This window comes from Pseudomonas sp. FG86 (assembly GCF_057808775.1).
In genome coordinates this window covers 204,039-221,237 of sequence record NZ_JBMDIS010000001.1, presented here as the reverse complement: position 1 = coordinate 221,237, position 17,199 = coordinate 204,039, and the positions used below count along the sequence as shown (strand labels likewise).

At 54.6% G+C, this 17,199-nt stretch carries 15 protein-coding genes and 1 pseudogene; 9 read left to right on the top strand and 7 right to left on the bottom strand.

Going from position 1 to position 17,199, the window contains the following annotated elements; genetic code table 11:
* Nucleotides 1-53: 53 nt before the first annotated feature.
* On the bottom strand, nt 54-1,547 hold the full coding sequence (locus ACODSV_RS00970; RefSeq protein WP_024078090.1) for an aldehyde dehydrogenase: 1,494 nt from the start codon (nt 1,545-1,547) through the stop codon (nt 54-56).
* 230 nt (nt 1,548-1,777) lie between these two features.
* Between ACODSV_RS00970 and ACODSV_RS00965 the strand changes: the two genes are divergently transcribed.
* Nucleotides 1,778-2,140: a cupin domain-containing protein gene (locus ACODSV_RS00965; protein ID WP_024078091.1), complete on the top strand. Its 363-nt coding sequence runs from the start codon at nt 1,778-1,780 to the stop codon at nt 2,138-2,140.
* 71 nt (nt 2,141-2,211) lie between these two features.
* On the opposite strand, the gene rpmG is transcribed toward ACODSV_RS00965, so the two are convergent.
* Complete coding sequence (gene rpmG / locus ACODSV_RS00960) at nt 2,212-2,367, bottom strand: 50S ribosomal protein L33 (protein ID WP_003176906.1); 156 nt, start codon at nt 2,365-2,367, stop codon at nt 2,212-2,214.
* An 11-nt stretch (nt 2,368-2,378) separates the two neighbouring features.
* Nucleotides 2,379-2,612, bottom strand: a complete 234-nt coding sequence (gene rpmB, locus ACODSV_RS00955) for a 50S ribosomal protein L28 (protein WP_003176907.1) — start codon at nt 2,610-2,612, stop codon at nt 2,379-2,381.
* Between the two features lie 458 nt (nt 2,613-3,070).
* On the opposite strand from rpmB, the gene ACODSV_RS00950 reads away from it, so the two are divergent.
* Nucleotides 3,071-4,663: an ABC transporter substrate-binding protein gene (locus tag ACODSV_RS00950; RefSeq protein ID WP_069077268.1), complete on the top strand. Its 1,593-nt coding sequence runs from the start codon at nt 3,071-3,073 to the stop codon at nt 4,661-4,663.
* Between the two features lie 29 nt (nt 4,664-4,692).
* On the opposite strand, the pseudogene ACODSV_RS00945 reads toward ACODSV_RS00950, so the two are convergent.
* A pseudogene (locus ACODSV_RS00945) lies at nt 4,693-4,854 on the bottom strand (JAB domain-containing protein); the annotation flags it as partial.
* A gap of 73 nt (nt 4,855-4,927) precedes the next feature.
* Here ACODSV_RS00945 and ACODSV_RS00940 point away from each other — a divergent pair.
* From ACODSV_RS00940 to ACODSV_RS00925, 4 genes are read left to right on the top strand one after another with little or no spacing between them, the layout of a single operon-like run.
* Complete coding sequence (locus tag ACODSV_RS00940) at nt 4,928-6,094, top strand: tyrosine-type recombinase/integrase (RefSeq protein ID WP_223817826.1); 1,167 nt, start codon at nt 4,928-4,930, stop codon at nt 6,092-6,094.
* Nucleotides 6,087-7,694, top strand: coding sequence for a site-specific integrase (locus tag ACODSV_RS00935; protein WP_003253494.1), 1,608 nt, complete (start codon nt 6,087-6,089; stop codon nt 7,692-7,694). The genes ACODSV_RS00940 and ACODSV_RS00935 overlap by 8 nt, the downstream gene beginning before the upstream one ends.
* Entirely contained in the window at nt 7,691-10,093 is a 2,403-nt protein-coding gene (locus tag ACODSV_RS00930) for a hypothetical protein (protein ID WP_003253492.1), read from the top strand. Before ACODSV_RS00935 ends, ACODSV_RS00930 begins: the two co-directional genes overlap by 4 nt.
* Nucleotides 10,090-10,449: a hypothetical protein gene (locus ACODSV_RS00925; RefSeq protein ID WP_003253491.1), complete on the top strand. Its 360-nt coding sequence runs from the start codon at nt 10,090-10,092 to the stop codon at nt 10,447-10,449. Before ACODSV_RS00930 ends, ACODSV_RS00925 begins: the two co-directional genes overlap by 4 nt.
* Nucleotides 10,450-10,457: 8 nt before the next feature.
* Here the strand turns inward: ACODSV_RS00925 and ACODSV_RS00920 are convergent, their stop codons facing one another.
* A complete protein-coding gene (locus ACODSV_RS00920; protein ID WP_003253488.1) occupies nt 10,458-10,880 on the bottom strand; it encodes a hypothetical protein in 423 nt (140 codons plus the stop codon).
* A gap of 83 nt (nt 10,881-10,963) precedes the next feature.
* Here ACODSV_RS00920 and ACODSV_RS00915 point away from each other — a divergent pair, with 83 nt between their 5' ends.
* The 3 genes from ACODSV_RS00915 to ACODSV_RS00905 all read left to right on the top strand — a co-directional run bounded on the left by ACODSV_RS00915 (nt 10,964) and on the right by ACODSV_RS00905 (nt 13,670).
* Nucleotides 10,964-11,284, top strand: coding sequence for a helix-turn-helix domain-containing protein (locus tag ACODSV_RS00915; RefSeq protein ID WP_003253486.1), 321 nt, complete (start codon nt 10,964-10,966; stop codon nt 11,282-11,284).
* A gap of 149 nt (nt 11,285-11,433) precedes the next feature.
* Complete coding sequence (locus ACODSV_RS00910; protein WP_003253484.1) at nt 11,434-11,793, top strand: histone-like nucleoid-structuring protein, MvaT/MvaU family; 360 nt, start codon at nt 11,434-11,436, stop codon at nt 11,791-11,793.
* A 956-nt stretch (nt 11,794-12,749) separates the two neighbouring features.
* Nucleotides 12,750-13,670, top strand: a complete 921-nt coding sequence (locus tag ACODSV_RS00905; protein ID WP_003253479.1) for a hypothetical protein — start codon at nt 12,750-12,752, stop codon at nt 13,668-13,670.
* Nucleotides 13,671-13,800: 130 nt separating this feature from the next.
* Here ACODSV_RS00905 and ACODSV_RS00900 read toward each other — a convergent pair whose 3' ends face one another.
* The gene (locus tag ACODSV_RS00900; protein WP_003253477.1) at nt 13,801-15,630 is read right to left on the bottom strand and encodes a CocE/NonD family hydrolase; all 1,830 of its coding nucleotides are present in this window, start codon (nt 15,628-15,630) and stop codon (nt 13,801-13,803) included.
* Nucleotides 15,631-15,674: 44 nt separating this feature from the next.
* On the bottom strand, nt 15,675-17,114 hold the full coding sequence (locus ACODSV_RS00895; RefSeq protein WP_003253475.1) for a YfcC family protein: 1,440 nt from the start codon (nt 17,112-17,114) through the stop codon (nt 15,675-15,677).
* Nucleotides 17,115-17,199 lie beyond the last annotated feature (85 nt).

Genomic DNA, 17,199 nt, shown 5'->3' with positions numbered 1-17,199 from the left:
GACACACTGCTATCGGGGGCAAGCCCCCTCCCACATTTGACCTGCGGTGTGGGCTAGAGCTTGATCCAGGTCGCCTTCAGCTCGGTGTACTTGTCGAACGCATGCAACGACTTGTCGCGACCGTTACCCGACTGCTTGAACCCCCCGAATGGCGCGGTCATGTCACCGCCATCGTACTGGTTGACCCACACGCTGCCGGCACGCAGGGCCTTGGCGGTCAGGTGCGCCTTGGAGATATCGGCCGTCCATACCGCCGCCGCCAGCCCATATTGGGTATCGTTGGCGATGGCGATGGCTTCTTCAGCGCTGTCGAAGGTAATGACCGACAGGACCGGGCCAAAGATTTCTTCCTGGGCGATCCTCATGGCGTTGGTCACACCATCGAAAATCGTGGGTTCGACGTAGGTGCCACCGGTTTCTTCGAGGGTACGCTTACCGCCTGCCACCAGCTTTGCACCGTCGGCATGGCCGGCTTCGATGTAGGACAGCACGGTGTTCATCTGTTGAGTGTCCACCAACGCGCCGACGTTAGTGGCCGGGTCCAGCGGGTTGCCTGGCTTCCAGCCCTTCAGCGCGGCGATCACCAGCGGCAGGAATTTATCCTTGATGGAGCGCTCCACCAGCAGGCGTGAACCGGCAGTGCAGACTTCACCTTGGTTAAAGGCAATGGCACCCGCGGCGGATTCGGCCGCGGCTTGCAGATCCGGGGCATCGGCGAACACGATGTTCGGGCTCTTGCCGCCCGCCTCCAGCCATACGCGTTTCATGTTCGATTCGCCGGAGCGGATCAACAGCTGTTTGGCGATCTTGGTCGAGCCGGTGAACACCAGGGTGTCGACATCCATGTGCAGCGCCAGCGCGTTACCCACGGTATGGCCATAGCCCGGCAGCACGTTGAACACGCCTTTTGGAATGCCGGCCTCAACGGCCAGGGCCGCAATGCGGATGGCAGTCAGCGGGGATTTTTCGGAGGGCTTGAGGATGACCGAGTTACCGGTGGACAGCGCCGGCCCCAGCTTCCAGCAGGCCATCATCAGCGGGAAGTTCCACGGCACGATGGCGCCGACGACACCAACCGGTTCACGGGTTACCAGGCCCAACTGATCGTGAGGGGTGGCGGCGACTTCGTCATAGATCTTGTCGATCGCCTCACCGCTCCAGCTCAGGGCATTGGCTGCGCCAGGCACGTCAATGTTCAGGGAGTCGCTGATCGGCTTGCCCATATCCAGGGTTTCAAGCAGCGCCAGCTCTTCGGCATTGGCCTTGAGCAACGCGGCGAAACGGATCATGACGGCCTTGCGCTTGGCCGGTGCCAGGCGCGACCAGGCGCCGGAATTGAAGGTGGCACGGGCATTTTCCACGGCGCGCTGGGCGTCGGCGGCATCGCAACTGGCAACGGTGGCGAGCAGGCGGCCATCGACCGGGCTGATGCATTCGAAGGTGTCACCGGAAGCGGCGGCAGTGTATTCGCCATTGATATAGGCGCGGCCTTCGATCTTCAGGTCCTTGGCGCGTTGTTCCCAGTCGGCACGGGTCAGGGTGGTCATGCGAGTGTCCTCCTCTTATTGAATACAAGGGCCAGGTGATGTCCCCCGGCAGCCTCAAAGAATTCTTGCCCGGCCAGCCTGCTGTTCGGCTCAAGGCAGCTGCCACCCTAAACCAGCGGCTGGGGATGTTTCAATATATTTGACATAACGGCGGTAAACGCCCTTGCGATGTTCATTTTAATAAACATAGACTTTGGGCTCTCCAACCGCAGGCCAGACGGGACACGCACATGAGCATCCAGGACATCGTCGACTTCAGCCAGGCCAACACGGCGCCCGACCGCTACCGCCCTGCCGCCGAGAAAATCCTCAAGGGCGACCCCGAACAAACGATCTACAACCACTACAACAGCCCATGCGGCCAGATGAGCGCCGGGGTTTGGGAAGGAGAAGTCGGGCAGTGGAAGGTCAACTATACCGAGCATGAATACTGCGAAATTGTGCAGGGGGTTTCGGTACTGCGCGACGGCGACGGTAACGCCAAGACCTTGCGCGCCGGCGACCGCTTCGTGATCCCCGCCGGCTTCAGTGGTACCTGGGAGGTGCTGGAACCGTGCCGCAAGATCTATGTGGTGTTCGAGCAGAAGGCCTGATCAACAAACGCCAGGCAAAAAAAAGCCCGCATCGTGAGATACGGGCTTTTTTTCACAAGGAAGAAAACCAATTACTTGATTTTGCCTTCTTTGTAGATCACGTGCTTGCGAACGCGCGGGTCGAACATTTTCTTTTCGAGCTTGTCCGGGGTAGTACGCTTGTTCTTGTCGGTAGTGTAGAAGTGACCAGTACCGGCGCTAGAGATCATTCGAATCAATTCACGCATGATAGAGCTCCTTAGATCTTGCCAGCGGCGCGGATTTCGGCCAGCACGACAGTGATGCCACGCTTGTCGATGATACGCATGCCTTTGGCAGATACACGCAGGCGAACAAAACGTTTCTCTTCTTCAACCCAGAAGCGGTGATGCTGCAGGTTCGGCAGGAAACGACGACGGGTTTTGTTATTTGCGTGGGAAATGTTATTCCCAGTCACCGGACCCTTACCGGTAACTTGACAGACTCTCGACATGCCTCAGCCCTCTAAAACCACATGCCCAACCCGGCATGGGTTGGCCGCTTAATCTCTCAGTCATTTGGCGCCAGGCGCCGCGTTTCTTTAGGGTCTTACCGGCTACACCTACAAGCGAAGGAACCGGGCCCCTAGAAAAGAGCGCTGCTTTATACCAGAAAGACCCAAGTGCAACAACAGCCCGTGTGTTTTTACCGGCGTAAATCTCGGCGACATACGCCCGAACCGTTGCCAGGAGGGGCCGCTGTAACAGCCGACCGCTCGTCGCACAGAATGACTTACAGCGCTCGCGCGCGCAGTGAGGCGCACAGCGAAACGCGCTGAGGCGCCATCAAAACAGCATTTGAGCCAAAAGCACAGGCAAAAATGGGCTAGTCATTTATGAATCAGACCACTACGGTAGGACTTTTCCAGACTGCACTCGCAGATGGGCCTTCGATCTGCAAAGGAAACCTAATATGCGCCTCGCTGCCCTACCGCTATTGCTAGCCCCTCTATTTGTCGTGCCGCAGGCCCTGGCGGCCACCAGTTTGAGCGTCTGCACCGAGGCCAGCCCCGAAGGGTTCGACGTGGTGCAATACAATTCGCTGACGACCACCAACGCCTCGGCCGACGTGCTGATGAACCGTCTGGTGGACTATGACGCCGCCAGTGGCAAGCTGGTGCCGAGCCTCGCCGATAGCTGGGAGGTTTCGCCGGATGGCCTGGCCTATACGTTCAAGCTGCACCCGGACGTAAAATTCCATCGCACCGAGTACTTCACCCCGAGTCGCACGCTGACTGCCGAAGACGTGCGCTTCAGCTTCGAGCGCATGCTTGACCCGGCCAACCCGTGGCACAAGATCGCCCAGAGCGGCTTCCCCCATGCCCAGTCGCTGCAATTGCCGACCCTGGTCAAGAAGATCGACGCCCTCGACCCACTGACCGTGCGCTTCACCCTGGACCACGCCGACTCCACCTTCCTGGCGGCCTTGAGCATGGGTTTTGCCTCGATCTACCCGGCCGAATACGCCGACAAATTACTCAAGGCGGGCACCCCGGAAAAACTCAACAGCCAACCGATCGGCACCGGGCCGTTCATCTTCACGCGCTTCCAGAAAGATGCCGTGGTTCGCTACAAGGCCAACCCCGACTACTTTGCCGGCAAACCGGCTGTGGATAACTTGATCTTCGCCATTACGCCAGACGCAAACGTGCGGCTGCAGAAATTGCACCGCAATGAATGCCAGATCGCCTTGTCCCCCAAACCGCTGGATGTCGGCGAAGCCGAGAAGGACCCCGCGCTCAAGGTGGAAAAAACCGCCGCATTCATGACCGCATTCGTTGCAATCAATAGCCAGCATCCGCCCCTGGACAAGCCGGAAGTGCGCCAGGCAATCAACCTGGCATTCGACAAGGCCAGCTACCTCAAGGCCGTGTTCGAAGGTACCGCCGAAGCCGCCGATGGCCCCTTCCCGCCCAACACCTGGAGCTACGCCAAAGAGCTGCCCGGTTATCCACAGGACCTCGCCAAGGCCAAGGCCTTGCTCGAACGTGCAGGGCTCAAGGACGGCTTCAAGACCACAATCTGGACACGCCCCACCGGCAGCCTGCTCAACCCGAACCCGAACCTCGGTGCGCAACTGCTGCAAGCGGACCTGGCCAAGGTCGGCATCCAGGCCGAAATCCGCGTGATCGAATGGGGCGAACTGATTCGCCGTGCCAAAGCCGGTGAGCACGACCTGCTGTTCATGGGCTGGGCCGGCGACAACGGCGACCCGGATAACTTCCTCACCCCGCAGTTCTCCTGCGCCGCCGTAAAATCCGGCACCAACTTCGCCCGCTACTGCGACCCGGCCCTGGACAAGCTGATCAGCGCCGGCAAGACCACCAGCGAACAAGGGGTGCGCAGCAAGCTGTACCAACAGGCCCAGGCGCAGATCCAGCAGCAGGCCTTGTGGTTGCCCCTGGCGCACCCGACGGCGTTTGCCTTGGCGCGCAAAACCGTCGAGGGCTACCAGGTGAGCCCGTTCGGGCGGCAGGACTTCTCGAAAGTCAGCGTCAAGCCCTGACCCAATAGCCCCCACCCAATGGGCGGGGGCTACATCCATCCGTATTCCGCCATCGACAACGGATCCCCATCCCCCACGATGATGTGATCCAGCACTCGCACATCCACCACTTCCAGGGCCTTTTGCAGCACCTTGGTCAATTTTCGATCAGCGGCGCTCGGCTCCACATTCCCCGAAGGATGGTTGTGACACTTATGGTATATGTTCGGAAACGTTGCAGATCTGGAGCTACCGATGCCAGACGTCCCTTTCTGCGAGATCCGAATGATTCGTACTGCCTCCAGCGGCCTCAGGCCATACCTGCTGGTGCAGGGGGTTCCAGTGATCCTAGCAAACCTCTGGGCGGAGGATTTGCTCCACAGATCGCGTCTCAATACCGTCGAAAATTACCTACGTGACATCGCTATCGCGTACGAGTGGGCTCTCAGCCGAGGTTCTCCACTGGAAGCGAAGCTTGAGCGCCTAGCGGTGTTCAGCTCAGCGGAACTGACATCGCTGGCCGAACGCCTCTGCTCCACCAAACGCGGTGCGGGTGCGAGCCAATCGACATGCACCCGACGACTCGAAGCTGTCAAATCATTCATAGATTTCTCCTTCGAGCACTACGTTGAGCTCAATCGACTAGGTCTACTTGAGCAAAGCCAAGCGGAAAAAAACAAAGCCAAGAATCTGCGAAATCTTCAAAAAAAAATCACCAAGATTGCATATCAATCAGAACCGCCGCTACCAGCAACGCCACTTGACTCCGGCGGACAAGCCTTATTCAAAGGGGTGCTCAGTCCTGATGACTTTAGGAACCCATTCCAAAGTAAACAGATACAGGCACGCAATTACTGTCTGTTCTTAGTAATGCTTGAAACACTTGCCAGGCGTGGCGAAGTGGTTCTCATAGAACTCGACGACGTTGACCTTGGTCCCTCACCTACAATACGCATCAAGCGCCCAAGCGATATCAACAGGGAGCGGAGACTGGACGGGGCTAGTCTCAAGACGCGCGGTCGGATAGTCCCCATAACCGCATCGGTAGCCGCGGTTCTGAACGAATACATTTCCGATCATCGCCCTAAACTGATCAAACCAAAAAGACCTTGTACAGCCCTATTCGTGAGTTCCCGTGACGGGAGACGGCTATCTGCGCGAACCGTAAACACCATTCTTCGTACCGTTGCAGCCAGCCTCGGCTTGCCAAACTTTTCAACACGAATTCATCCGCACGGCTTGAGGGCGACAGGGGCAAATATAGCTCGCAAAAAGTTTGAAAAAAGTGGCGCCAACAGCATTAATGTAAAAGATGCTCTGGCGTATCTGGGCGGATGGAGCCCCAGCAGCGAAAGTGTTCAGCGCTACTCTCGACAGGCCATATCTGATCGGCTCGGCGAAATAATCAGAAGCTCAGACAGCTCAAATTTTCGAGGCAATGAAGATGATTAAAATTTCGCCTGCCGAACTCGTAGCCGAGATTGAATGTCGCTTCGGCATCGAGGCCGATGCCTTTCCTTCCACAGTCAAATCCACCTTCGGTCAGGCTATAACAATTCACAACAATGATGCGTGGGTTGAGAGAATAACGGTAGAGATTGTCGGGTGTGCTCCGATGAATATTGCGTGGAGCAAGCCCCTACATTCTAACTTGTTAGTTGAGTGGCTACTCAGAGGGTGGTTCATCGACAGACTCCAAACCCACATCGACCTTAGGCCTCTGATTGTCGTCCAGCGGCTTCTGGCCCAGCATAAATTTTCGGGAAATGACGCGGATACTATTGGCAATAGGTTATCGACATTTGCTGTACGTGAATGCACTCGATTAAAAGCATCAAGCTGGTATGAGGAGCTAGTTGCTCTTCGAGTATTTTATCGATGGTGCTTGGATGAAGAAGTCCCAGGCTTCAACGAACATGACAGCCTTGAACTATCACAGCTTACAGTAAAGGCGCATGATAACAGGCATTTAGTCACGATGCGAGATGATGACTTTGGCCCTTTCACTCGCGTACAACTCGCGAACATTGAGATGAAGCTTGCCAACAATCCGCTCATCACTCATGCCCAACGCACGCTTTTTTTGCTCTGTCGCGACTGGGCTCTTCGCCCTATACAGTTGGCCCTAATGCAGGTTACTGACTTCGGGATCGATGAGGGCGGCCCCTTTGTAAAGGTGCCGAGTGTTAAAGGAATTAGACGTTCAAGGCTCAGGAGGCATCCGAGCAACCTGGTAAAACGTTACATCGCTAACGATACTGCAGAGGCAGTAGAACTTCAGTGCACTTTAGCTGAGACCCAATGCAATGCCGCATCGAAGGAAATCAACGCGATATGTGCCAGGCATGGAATAAGCACTCCAGTACTTCCTACGCCGTTGTTTCCCTCGGCGTACACAACCGAAAACCGCCTTTTACGCTTCCTCACCAACCCCAAGCTGACACCATTCACATTACATCTCGACAACCATAGAATAAGTTATGCGCTAACATCTCTCACTTGGATACTCCAGTTACCAGACCCTCATCGACCCATACAAAAAACAGAGCCCTTCATGCGGATCACCGCGTACCGACTGCGCAGGACCAAGGCTACTTCAATGGTTCTTTCCGGTGCATCCCCTGAAGAGGTCGCTGAAGCTTTAGATCATTCAAATCTGAACTCTATAAAGCACTACTTCCATTACAACCTTGAGCTGCAAGAGTTCATAAATACGACCCACATGGCAAGCCCGGAGATCAATGCAGCCGTGCAGATGTGGTGCGGCAAATTCATGGAAGAAATCCCTGACAGATCCGCGCTAAGGCCAATAAGTGGCTTAGGATCATGCAATTCTGAAGAGCCATGTCCTTACCACCCGACGGTCACTTGCTATGCATGCCCTAAATTCAGACCTAGCCGTCATGCTAATCATGAAGGGGCTTTAGCAGACATCACTAAATTCCAGCAGATGCTCGGGAGCAATTCCACTGGCGCTATGGCCCAACAGGTCGAAGCAGCAATTCACGGCGCTAAGTCAGTAATCATTGCTGTGAAGGAGTTGAAAGAATGAGCATATCAATGATGGTCTTAGACGACCGATACAAACATGCAGAGCAACAATTTAATGACCTCAAGGCCAACGGATTAGTAGCAGGAGATTTCGAGGGCAAGGTATGGCAGTATCGATCGAGTAATATTCCCTTCACATCACTCGATCCTCTCAACAGGCGAAATCAAGACCAACCCCCTCTCCCGCTAGTGATTGGCAAGCTTGCGCGCTGCTTTATAGTTAAAGAAATTCTGGCACATCCGTCAGCAGAGCTGATTATCGGCAGAATGGCCTCGATTAGGCATCTATCCGCAGTAATGGATAGCGAAAACATTGAGTGGAGCGACATAACGCGCAAAGTCTTCGACCGCACCGTAGACTCGATCAGGCATGGACGTTCAGACTCTACCATTTACCATAGAGCAAATGCCCTCAAGGCATTTGTTGATTTCCTCAACCAACTTAGCGTAATGGTCGATGGAGTACTGCTGCGATTCGTCGATAGGTTTATCAAATGGCAAACTGGGATACCCAACCCGACTCATAGTGCGCTTGAACTCACATCACGAGAGTTTCAGCAAAGAGAAGAAAATCTATACTCTTCTGACTTGCACAAAGGGATTGCACAAGCCAGGTGGTTGATCAAGCAGAACCCACATTTGGAGCCAACTGCGGGCTTCGATAGAATTCGACTTGAGGCGACCTGCTTTGGAATGGCGCTCGGTTTGAGAGTTGGTGAGATCGCGAATCTTCCAAAGAGTTGCCTTTTCCAAGATCCCAACACTCACACGACGTTCGTACGAGTGCCTGTAGAAAAAAACTGCATCCCCAACGCCGTACCCGTCGCAGACCTATGGAGCGCACCACTCACCGAAGCGTACGAGTACTTGCTGGCTGTCACTCAGGATGCTAGAGAGCGTGCTCTTGACATTGAAACCAATGGTTTCTCATTTATAGATAAAGCACTCGCAGCCTATCGCGCTAACCATCCGTTAGATCCCGGCGCGGTGGATCAACTCTCATCGTTGGATCTGCCCGTAGAACATCACTACTTTGTTGAGGAGATATGTAAGTGCTTCCCCGTATCTCCAAAAGAGCTCTACAGTGGTGGGCGATTTTACAGCAGCAGCGTTGAACTCCCTAGAATAACGGCCGCTCGAATCGCAATTTGGATAGATGAACGAATGCATAATTGGGATTGGTCTAATTTTCTCAATGAGTACAAAAAGAACTGTTATAGCGTATCCGTCATTGACATTGCAAAACACACAAAATCCTCCGAGGCGTCAGTAAAAAAGAGCAAATGGTTTGTAGATCACCTGCGCACCTTTCTCAAGGGAATGGTTCACGACGGGCTTTTCAAGCCTGGAAACAATCCTTCACATGCGCAACTCTTCGACATCCGGAATGAGTGGGCAAGCATCAGAGAACTTATGTTATCTCAAAGAGGATTCGGGGCGGGAGTACCATCCCTGGTCATAGATATCAGACTGCTCAAGCGCCTTTTAGAAGATAAATACAGATTTCACCTGCGACGCCATTTTGAAGAACAATTTTCAATGCCTGGTGATGGAAGTGAAGCACCTTATCATGCGAAGCACACTGCCAAAGGTTATCCTAGCAAGCTGAGTGACAACTTACTTGTAATCTGGGAAAACCAGTTTGACTCGATATCTGAGCTAGGGATCATCCCCCGCCCCCTATTTAGAGCCGATCTCTACAACTATCTCTCTTCGAACTCCTCAAAAAAAACAATCTTTCAGCGCCTTGACCTACGAGGGCAAGACGGTGAAATCTTTTCCATCACTCCTCATCAAATCCGTCGTTGGGTTACCACGGCAATTCTTCGTTCTGGTCCCTCTGAAACAGCTGTGGACCTATGGATGGGGCGAACCCCACGCCAAAGCCGTCAATATGACTACCGTACTGCCAAAGAGCGAGCAGAATATGTGAGATCTTTATACTTGGCCGTTGACCCTCCCCCAGACTTTTTGGGCAGGCTAGTAATCCGATGGCGGGAGGAGTCAATCGCTGACGAACAAATCGAAGAGATGATCATCGAGAAACTCAGCATTCTCAACCTAACGCCTTGGGGCGGGTGTACACGTGAGCTCTATATCAGTCCGTGCGACAGGGGCCTCATGTGTATCAGAGGCTTCGGTACAGATTCTGGATGTAAATCCTTTCACCTGAACCCTGATGATCTGGAAGCAAAGGCCGCTATCGAGAGCTTACTCAGCGAGTACGAGAAAATTTTGAGGGCAATTTTTGACAACCAAACTGACATCACGTCTAGTATTGAGGCTGAGCTCGATAATACTCACGCTTTCGATCAGCACGTTCTGTTTGTGATGGATATGGTTACGAGCTGCAAAACGGCCTTAGAAGCTTACTCAAAACCTAAGAAGGCTTCATCATGAAGCAGGAAAAAAAATGGAAGGACCACGTGCGGTCCATTCTCGCCGAATATGAGGCCGGACGGGTTCAGGAACCGCTCACCCAAAGTGGCCTTGCCCAGCAGGCGGGTGTTAGTCGTCAAACGCTCTGGAGAGATGAGGAAATACGATCTTTATATACGGCCACTCAGACCCATCTTAAAGACTTCAAAAAGGTCGGGCGTAAAAATAGTGATGCGAGAATTTATGCTCTCGAAGCACAGCTACAAAAAGCACGCATGGAGAACAATCGATTAATTCAGACAATCGTCAAAGCCGCTCAGCTAATGACCGAGGATGCAATTGACCCAAGACGATACTTCGAAGATACCACGAGCTGACTCACCAGCTATCCTCGTCTGTAAAGTTCCTTGAAGAAGCCATACTCACGGCACTCGGAGCTGTTAGGCTGGTAATACCGACGACCGCCTTGAACGGTGTAACACCTGTACAAACGATCCTCGCTTTCATGAATGACCTCCAGATGCTCCATCGCCCACCCGCTACTACCGTTCATCCACCCGGGAGTAACAATCTGAAGGGATAACTCAACGGCACCATTCAGGGTTAAACGCGTGAACTGCTCCAGCCCACGCATGTCCTCCAGAAAGAAGACCTCCACACACGTGTCCTCTCCCCGCTCCCTCGTCACCGTGATGTGAATCCATGGCGATGACAGCCGTTGCTCCACGAAATGCCAAGCCTGCTGATCCTCAGCCAGCCAGGCGAAGGAGCGATCCACCTCTGCCCATCGGTTGGTGATAAACATCATGACCCCCTCTCAAATGAACAGCATACATTGTAGTCATATACTGTTCACGGGTGCCTCATCTTTCCTTTTGCGGAAGATGCAAAGTGGAATTGAGACAGGCATTCGGTCGGGTTCTGAAGTGGATGCGAGTCCAGCAAAAGCTGACCCAAGAAGACTTCGCGACGGTGAGCAGTCGTACCTACATCAGCACGCTGGAAAGGGGACGATACGTCCCGACCATCGAGAAACTGGACACCATCGCACCAGTGCTGGGAGTTCATCCGATCACATTACTGGTTGGGAGCTATGCCCTCAAAGAGAACCGAGCAGTGGCAGAGTTACTCGCTCAAATCACTCAAGAAGCTGAACGCATGGACCTTGCAACGGCCTTCCCGGACTCAAGCAAAACCTCACACCAGAGCTGATCACCACCTGCTAATGCCGCGAAGCGATTGCCCAAGCGCCAATGGGGGGACTGGATTTTGCTCTATTGCAGGGCTGTTTAGGCCACAAGATACTTAGCACGCTTTCTGTCTAGCCTGATAAAATCTCAGGCCACTTCTTGGAGAATCTCATGTCCCGTCTCGCTGAATTTCGCCTTCTCGAACAACAGCTCGCCGCGCAGCTCGCCGAACTGGAAGCACTGAAGAATGATTCCGCCCTGAAGCAGGAAATGGAATTCGAAACGAAGCTCCGCAACCTGCTCAACGATTACGGCTACAGCCTGCGTCACGTGATCCAGATCATTGATCCGCAGCCCGTAGATTCCGGATCTATTGCACAAAAACCTGCACGGAAACCACGAGTAGTGAAAACCTACAAGAACCCGCATAGCGGAGAAGTCGTTGAGACGAAGGGGGGCAATCAGCGCACTCTGAAGGCCTGGAAGGCAGAGTACGGTGCCGAGGTGGTTGAGTCCTGGTTAGCCAACTGACTGTGCTGTAGTCGACCTGTGGCAGGAGCATAAACGTGAATCGTCGCCAAATGCGAATTCCCATTCTGGGGCGCGACGATTTTTTTGGTAGGTGGTAATGACACACCATTTATGCGCATTAAATAGAGGTCCACTTCAGAAACGGACGCTCCAAAATGCGCAATGCTCTCGTCACAATCTCAGTAAACACCCTCGCAAGCATCCTGGCTGGTCTCATGCTCCACTGGATCACCCCCCCTCCTACTGCCGAAGCCATTCGATCCGGGATCGCGACGCCTGTCTCACCGTCTAAGTCGGTTACCGAGCCTTGACATCTGCACCTCCGAATCATGTGGCCGGCTTACCCAGTGGATGCCTCAAAAAAGCAGAACTTGGGGACCAGTTCGCGCCCCGCCCGAAGCGCATGAAGTGATGTTCCGTTTTTAGACCAAGCGAGAGCACGCCAGGCTTACAAGTCAGTTGCATGATCAGCTGAACGAATTGCTGGAGCATTTCGTAAACCTCAACGAGGGGCTGTACTTCGGGGGCGGATGTCACGGTATTGCAGAATTTCACTATGCTCGATGCGGAGGATGAAGACTTCGTGCATTACAGCCTGCACGACTGGTTCAGTTTTGGAGACGCCATAGAAGACGACGATTTGCTGATTGAGCGGCCTTGATCGACGGTGCTGGGCCATAGCTGACGGCTGGTCTGCCTACCAACTGATCCGTTCCGTGGCAGGTGTTATTTTCTCTACAAGAATAGCCTCCACGCCTCGGGCGGGTCCCAGACCTGCACTGCGCACCAGGGGGTTAGTTGTTTCTGGGGCTCACAGACTCCTTACGGGGTAATCCCATGCTTCTGGCAAGGCCTGCCACCGGAGGGTGACCACCTAAGGGGCAGATAGGCCTTCCTGCTACCGAACTTCGCTGGGTACGATCAATAAACCCTCTATTGATACGGTTTTGGCAAAGATGGATGTGTACAAGCTCCGCATTGAAGACACTGAAAGCAAAACCATAGACAAGGATCGGTTCGAGTCTGAGACCTTCCGCAGGGAGCCGTGGTATCAGCCCGGAAGCGCGGGCAAGCTGGCTCAGTTCGCGGTGTGCCCGGCATGCGACAACCCTGTCCAGCTGGTAGGGCTGTATGAGTTACCCCCAAACGTAAAAAATCCCTTCGGAAAGCACGCGACGAAGAGCATTCGCGGTATCGCTCCATTTGATGGAGAGGCCCGTAACGATTGCCCATACTTCCAGCCCCGTCAGCACAAGAAGACCGACCGAAAAACCGGTTTTGACGGCGTACCGCGGAAGATTCTCAGGCTTTTGATAGAACAGTTTGACCGCGTGGTTTACATCCTGGAGAAGGAAACCCAGGTGGTGCTCTCGGAGAAAGCCTTGCGAGGCATGCTGCAGCGTTACAAAGGGGAGCGCGGCTACCTCTATACCGGTGCGACGCTACGCAACGTGCCATGGATCTTCGCCTATATGTCGGACGCCACTCGGCTCTTTGGCCAGAAGATAGGTGGGAATGCTGAGCTTGTGAAAGCGATAGAGTCTCAAGTGCCAGGGGCGGAAATCAGCACCAAAGGCCGGCTGGAGGCGAAGAGCCTTCCTGGGATGAAAGGCCCCTACTTCGATCTCAAGATGAGTTTCATCCGCCACCGGATCTCTAAGGATAACGAGGAATCCGGCCTGGTTGAGAGCATGGAGTTTGTAGTGTCCCAGCTTCGCAAAGGTGAGCTTGAGCACATTCACAAGCAGGTGCTCAAATTCGATCCGGCTTGGTTCGAGAGCCTCATCCGAATGCCTGTTGATCATCCCTATCGCAGGATGGACCGAGTGGATATGGCCCGTGAAGAGCTAGGCGATTTGCTGGTGTCGAACGGGTAGAGGTGAGCATCGTGTAAACCTATTTTTTTACCTGTTAACTACAGTGGTTAACAGGTAAAAAAACTGGTTTACAGGGACAGCGCTCGGCAGCTGTCCAGAACTGCTGCCAAGCGATAGCTCTATACCGCTATCAGCTACCAGCTGGTGCTTGGACGACCGTTAGCTGAATCCTGGAGGGCCGCTTAGCCCCCATATGTACGGTATTTCGAGCAGTCCTTTTTTTGTTCGCGCAGCCTTCCGGCTCACCGCTGTTGGGGTTTACGTCGAACCGTGGGAAATTGCTGCCGGCAATCTCAAGGCGCAAGCTGTGACCGCGCTTGAACAGGTTGCAGGTTGCAAACGGTTCGATCTGCACCTTGAAACATTCCCCAGGTACCGTCGGCTTCGGATCGTTCCAGCTGTCCCGGTATCGGCAACGAATGATGCCGTCTGTAATGTTCATGGCATACCCCTCTGGGAAGTCATCGCTTGGCGGATAGACGTCGACCACCTTAGCGGTAAAGTCAGTGTCTAAGCCGTCGGTCTCGACCCACAGCTGGATCGTTACCGGACCGGCGACAGCAAGGTCAGCTTCAAGCGGCTCAGTTTCGAAACACAGCACATCGCTGCGCTGGCAGATGGCACTGCCATCTCCGCGCGCGCCGAAGAAGCGTGGTGTTTCTCGCTGATCAAACGCTCCGCCTTCGAAGACAGGAGCGCCGGAAGTCAGCGCGCCGCCGATGGTCGGTACTGGATTAGATGGATCGGCGAGGAAGTGGCAAGCAGCATCGGTTGCCGCTGGCCCCCCTTTGCTCAACTGACCGTCAGGATGAAGATAAAGATCCAACCGCTGGCTGCCAGGTAATGGCCACTGCTGTGCATCAAGCCACTGACCACCATGATCTATTCGCGTGTCCTGAAGCTTGCGACCACTACCACCGCCCATCATGAATACCTGCACCTGTTGGGCTGGTGCAGTGATCTGTAGCTGCAGATGGTTTACAAACCACTCAATACGACAGGACAGCCAATCCTGCGCCACTTGCCCATCGAAAGCGGCGGCTGGGCCAAACTCGGCATCGCCGCTGTGGCTAATGTTGCGGTCGCCATGCAGCCAAGGGCCCATCACGAGTCGTTGTGGTGCCTTACCGTTCGCGACGAAGGCAGCAAAGTTATCCAGGGTTGAGCTGACATAGGCGTCATACCAGCTCGACATGTGCAGCACCGGAATATCGGGAATGTTGCTGCGATAGTGATCGGCGCAAATGCCCAACTGTTGCCAATAGGCATCGAAACAGCCGCGGCCCCATTGGTCGAACAGGTAGTCCTCATACGCTGGCGCATGACGCAGCGGTGAAAATCCTGGACGCCACGGCATATGGGCGAACCAATGCCGGATGTCTTCCTGCTCCAATGCTTCGCGCAATAGTGGATCGGCTTTGGCTGCCGGACTTTCCTTGGCCTGCTTGTATGCCCATGTGGCCTGTTTGAGCTCGAATGCGCCTCCTTGGCGGATGCCACATTGATAAGCGTTGGCGAAGCCTCCAGAGTCCAGCACCATCGTCTTCAGCCCTGGAGGATTTAAGCAGGCCATAGCGAGCTGAGTATGGGCTGCATAAGAAAGACCCATGCTTCCGACCTTCCCATTGCACCAAGGCTGCTCGACCAACCAGGCCAAAGTGTCGTAGCCGTCTTCTGCTTCGTTGACGTACTTGATGAATTCGCCTTCGGAGGCGTAGCGACCGCGGCAGTCCTGAAACACAGTGACGAAGCCATGTTCGGCAAAGGCTTGGGCCATCTCTTCACGCCCTAAGTGATGACCATTCAGGCATTTCTCCGAGCGTGAGGGCTTGCTCTTGTCGTATGGAGTGCGTTCGATCACCACTGGCCACACGCCGGTACTTTCATCAGGCAGGTAGACATCGGTGGCCAACCGAACGCCATCGCGCATCGGGACCATCAGGTTTCTGAGGATTTGCATGTTTGACACTCAAAGCAGTAGGGCCGCATACGCGGCCCGAGATTTCAGTAGCCGGTCAGAACGGCAATGGAGAGGAGGCACATGGCGATGGCCGCGAATACCAGGCACAACGGCCAGATGAATCGCGCCCATTGACCCCATCCGACTTGAGCGGTCGCAAGCAGCACTAGTAGGCCACTTGAGGTAGGAGTGATCAGGTTTGTTAGACCATTGCCCAGCAAAAAGGCATACACAGTGGTCTGAGCGCTCACACCTGACAATTGCCCCAACGGTCCGAAGATTGGCATGGTCACTGCTGCTTGCCCCGACGTGGACGGGATCAGGACATCCAGCCCGAGTTGTGCGAAGAACATGCCGTACGCCGAAACTAGAGGGCCGTGATCGCTGACCAGGTTGGAAAGGTTGTTGACGATAGTGTCGAGCACCTGGCCAGTGCTGAGGATGATCTCCACCGCAGTGGCGAGACCGATCAGCACGCCGGCCATTAGCACCTTCTTCATTCCGTCGACGAATGCGCCGGCAGCCTCGCTGGCACCGATGCCAGCCACCACACTGAACACCATGCTCATCGCCAAGTAGTACGCAGACAACTCTGGGTACTTCCAGTGCCAGCGATTGGAGGCATAAACCAGGAAGGCGACGCCCGCTCCCAGCAGTAGAAGGTTGAGACTGTGGCGTGGCGCTAGCGGTGTGCGCTTAAAAGTAAACTCAGCACTGGCGTCGTAACCCAGTCGGCGTACAGTCATTAACACGAAGCCAATGCCGACCAGCAGAAACACCAAGTAGGCTGCCACACGCATATTCAGCCCGCTGAACATTGGAACGCCCACTAGCGGCTGGGCAACCGCCAATGCCACGGGGTTGGTAATCGAACCCAGATAGCCGATTTTCACCGAGATCACCACGATCGCCAGACCAACAATGTTGGGCAGCCCCAGGCGATTGGCCATCGCTACCATTAGCGGGACGATCAGGATGAACTCTTTGGCCAGTCCCATGAACGTGCTACCGGCCGAGAACACCAGCATCAAGCAGGGTACCAGCACGTAGATGTTGCCCCGGGTAAGGCCAAGTATCCGCTCAAGACCAGCATCGATTGCCCCGGCCTTGTTCAGCACGCCAAACATTCCGCCGATGAACAAAACCATGAAGATCAGGCCGGCTCGCTTCTCGATGCCCTGTGGAATGGCCATGAAAGCCTCAACCAAGGAGACCGGACGTGCAGCAGAATCGGTTGTGGCACGCGGCTCTGTGGAAAATAGCTGGCTTAGAGAGGCGTCCTTTTCCAAGGTCTGGTACGAACCGGGGACAACAGCGATGTCTTTGCGCTGGAACTGGCCTGAATCGACGAAGTAGGTGAAGGCCAGAGCCATGAAAACAATGCTCAACAGGATCAACGCAGGATTGAGCTGCTTGGCCGGGCGAGGGATGTCTGCTTTTCCAGCAGGCGCGGCTTGCGCCGCCGGTGCATGAGGTAGGTTCATGGTGCGCGATCTCGATTATTGTTTTGTAGGGGCCCAGGGCTACAGGGCGCACACTAGTTCAATCGGATGCAGTCACTCAACGTTA

What these genes read in the sequence shown, in the direction of transcription:
- ACODSV_RS00970 (WP_024078090.1), bottom strand. Translation starts at nt 1,547, where the DNA reads ATGACCACCCTGACCCGTGCCGACTGGGAACAACGCGCCAAGGACCTG.
- ACODSV_RS00965 (WP_024078091.1), top strand. Translation starts at nt 1,778, where the DNA reads ATGAGCATCCAGGACATCGTCGACTTCAGCCAGGCCAACACGGCGCCC.
- rpmG (WP_003176906.1), bottom strand. Translation starts at nt 2,367, where the DNA reads ATGCGTGAATTGATTCGAATGATCTCTAGCGCCGGTACTGGTCACTTC.
- rpmB (WP_003176907.1), bottom strand. Translation starts at nt 2,612, where the DNA reads ATGTCGAGAGTCTGTCAAGTTACCGGTAAGGGTCCGGTGACTGGGAAT.
- ACODSV_RS00950 (WP_069077268.1), top strand. Translation starts at nt 3,071, where the DNA reads ATGCGCCTCGCTGCCCTACCGCTATTGCTAGCCCCTCTATTTGTCGTG.
- ACODSV_RS00940 (WP_223817826.1), top strand. Translation starts at nt 4,928, where the DNA reads ATGATTCGTACTGCCTCCAGCGGCCTCAGGCCATACCTGCTGGTGCAG.
- ACODSV_RS00935 (WP_003253494.1), top strand. Translation starts at nt 6,087, where the DNA reads ATGATTAAAATTTCGCCTGCCGAACTCGTAGCCGAGATTGAATGTCGC.
- ACODSV_RS00930 (WP_003253492.1), top strand. Translation starts at nt 7,691, where the DNA reads ATGAGCATATCAATGATGGTCTTAGACGACCGATACAAACATGCAGAG.
- ACODSV_RS00925 (WP_003253491.1), top strand. Translation starts at nt 10,090, where the DNA reads ATGAAGCAGGAAAAAAAATGGAAGGACCACGTGCGGTCCATTCTCGCC.
- ACODSV_RS00920 (WP_003253488.1), bottom strand. Translation starts at nt 10,880, where the DNA reads ATGATGTTTATCACCAACCGATGGGCAGAGGTGGATCGCTCCTTCGCC.
- ACODSV_RS00910 (WP_003253484.1), top strand. Translation starts at nt 11,434, where the DNA reads ATGTCCCGTCTCGCTGAATTTCGCCTTCTCGAACAACAGCTCGCCGCG.
- ACODSV_RS00905 (WP_003253479.1), top strand. Translation starts at nt 12,750, where the DNA reads ATGGATGTGTACAAGCTCCGCATTGAAGACACTGAAAGCAAAACCATA.
- ACODSV_RS00900 (WP_003253477.1), bottom strand. Translation starts at nt 15,630, where the DNA reads ATGCAAATCCTCAGAAACCTGATGGTCCCGATGCGCGATGGCGTTCGG.
- ACODSV_RS00895 (WP_003253475.1), bottom strand. Translation starts at nt 17,114, where the DNA reads ATGAACCTACCTCATGCACCGGCGGCGCAAGCCGCGCCTGCTGGAAAA.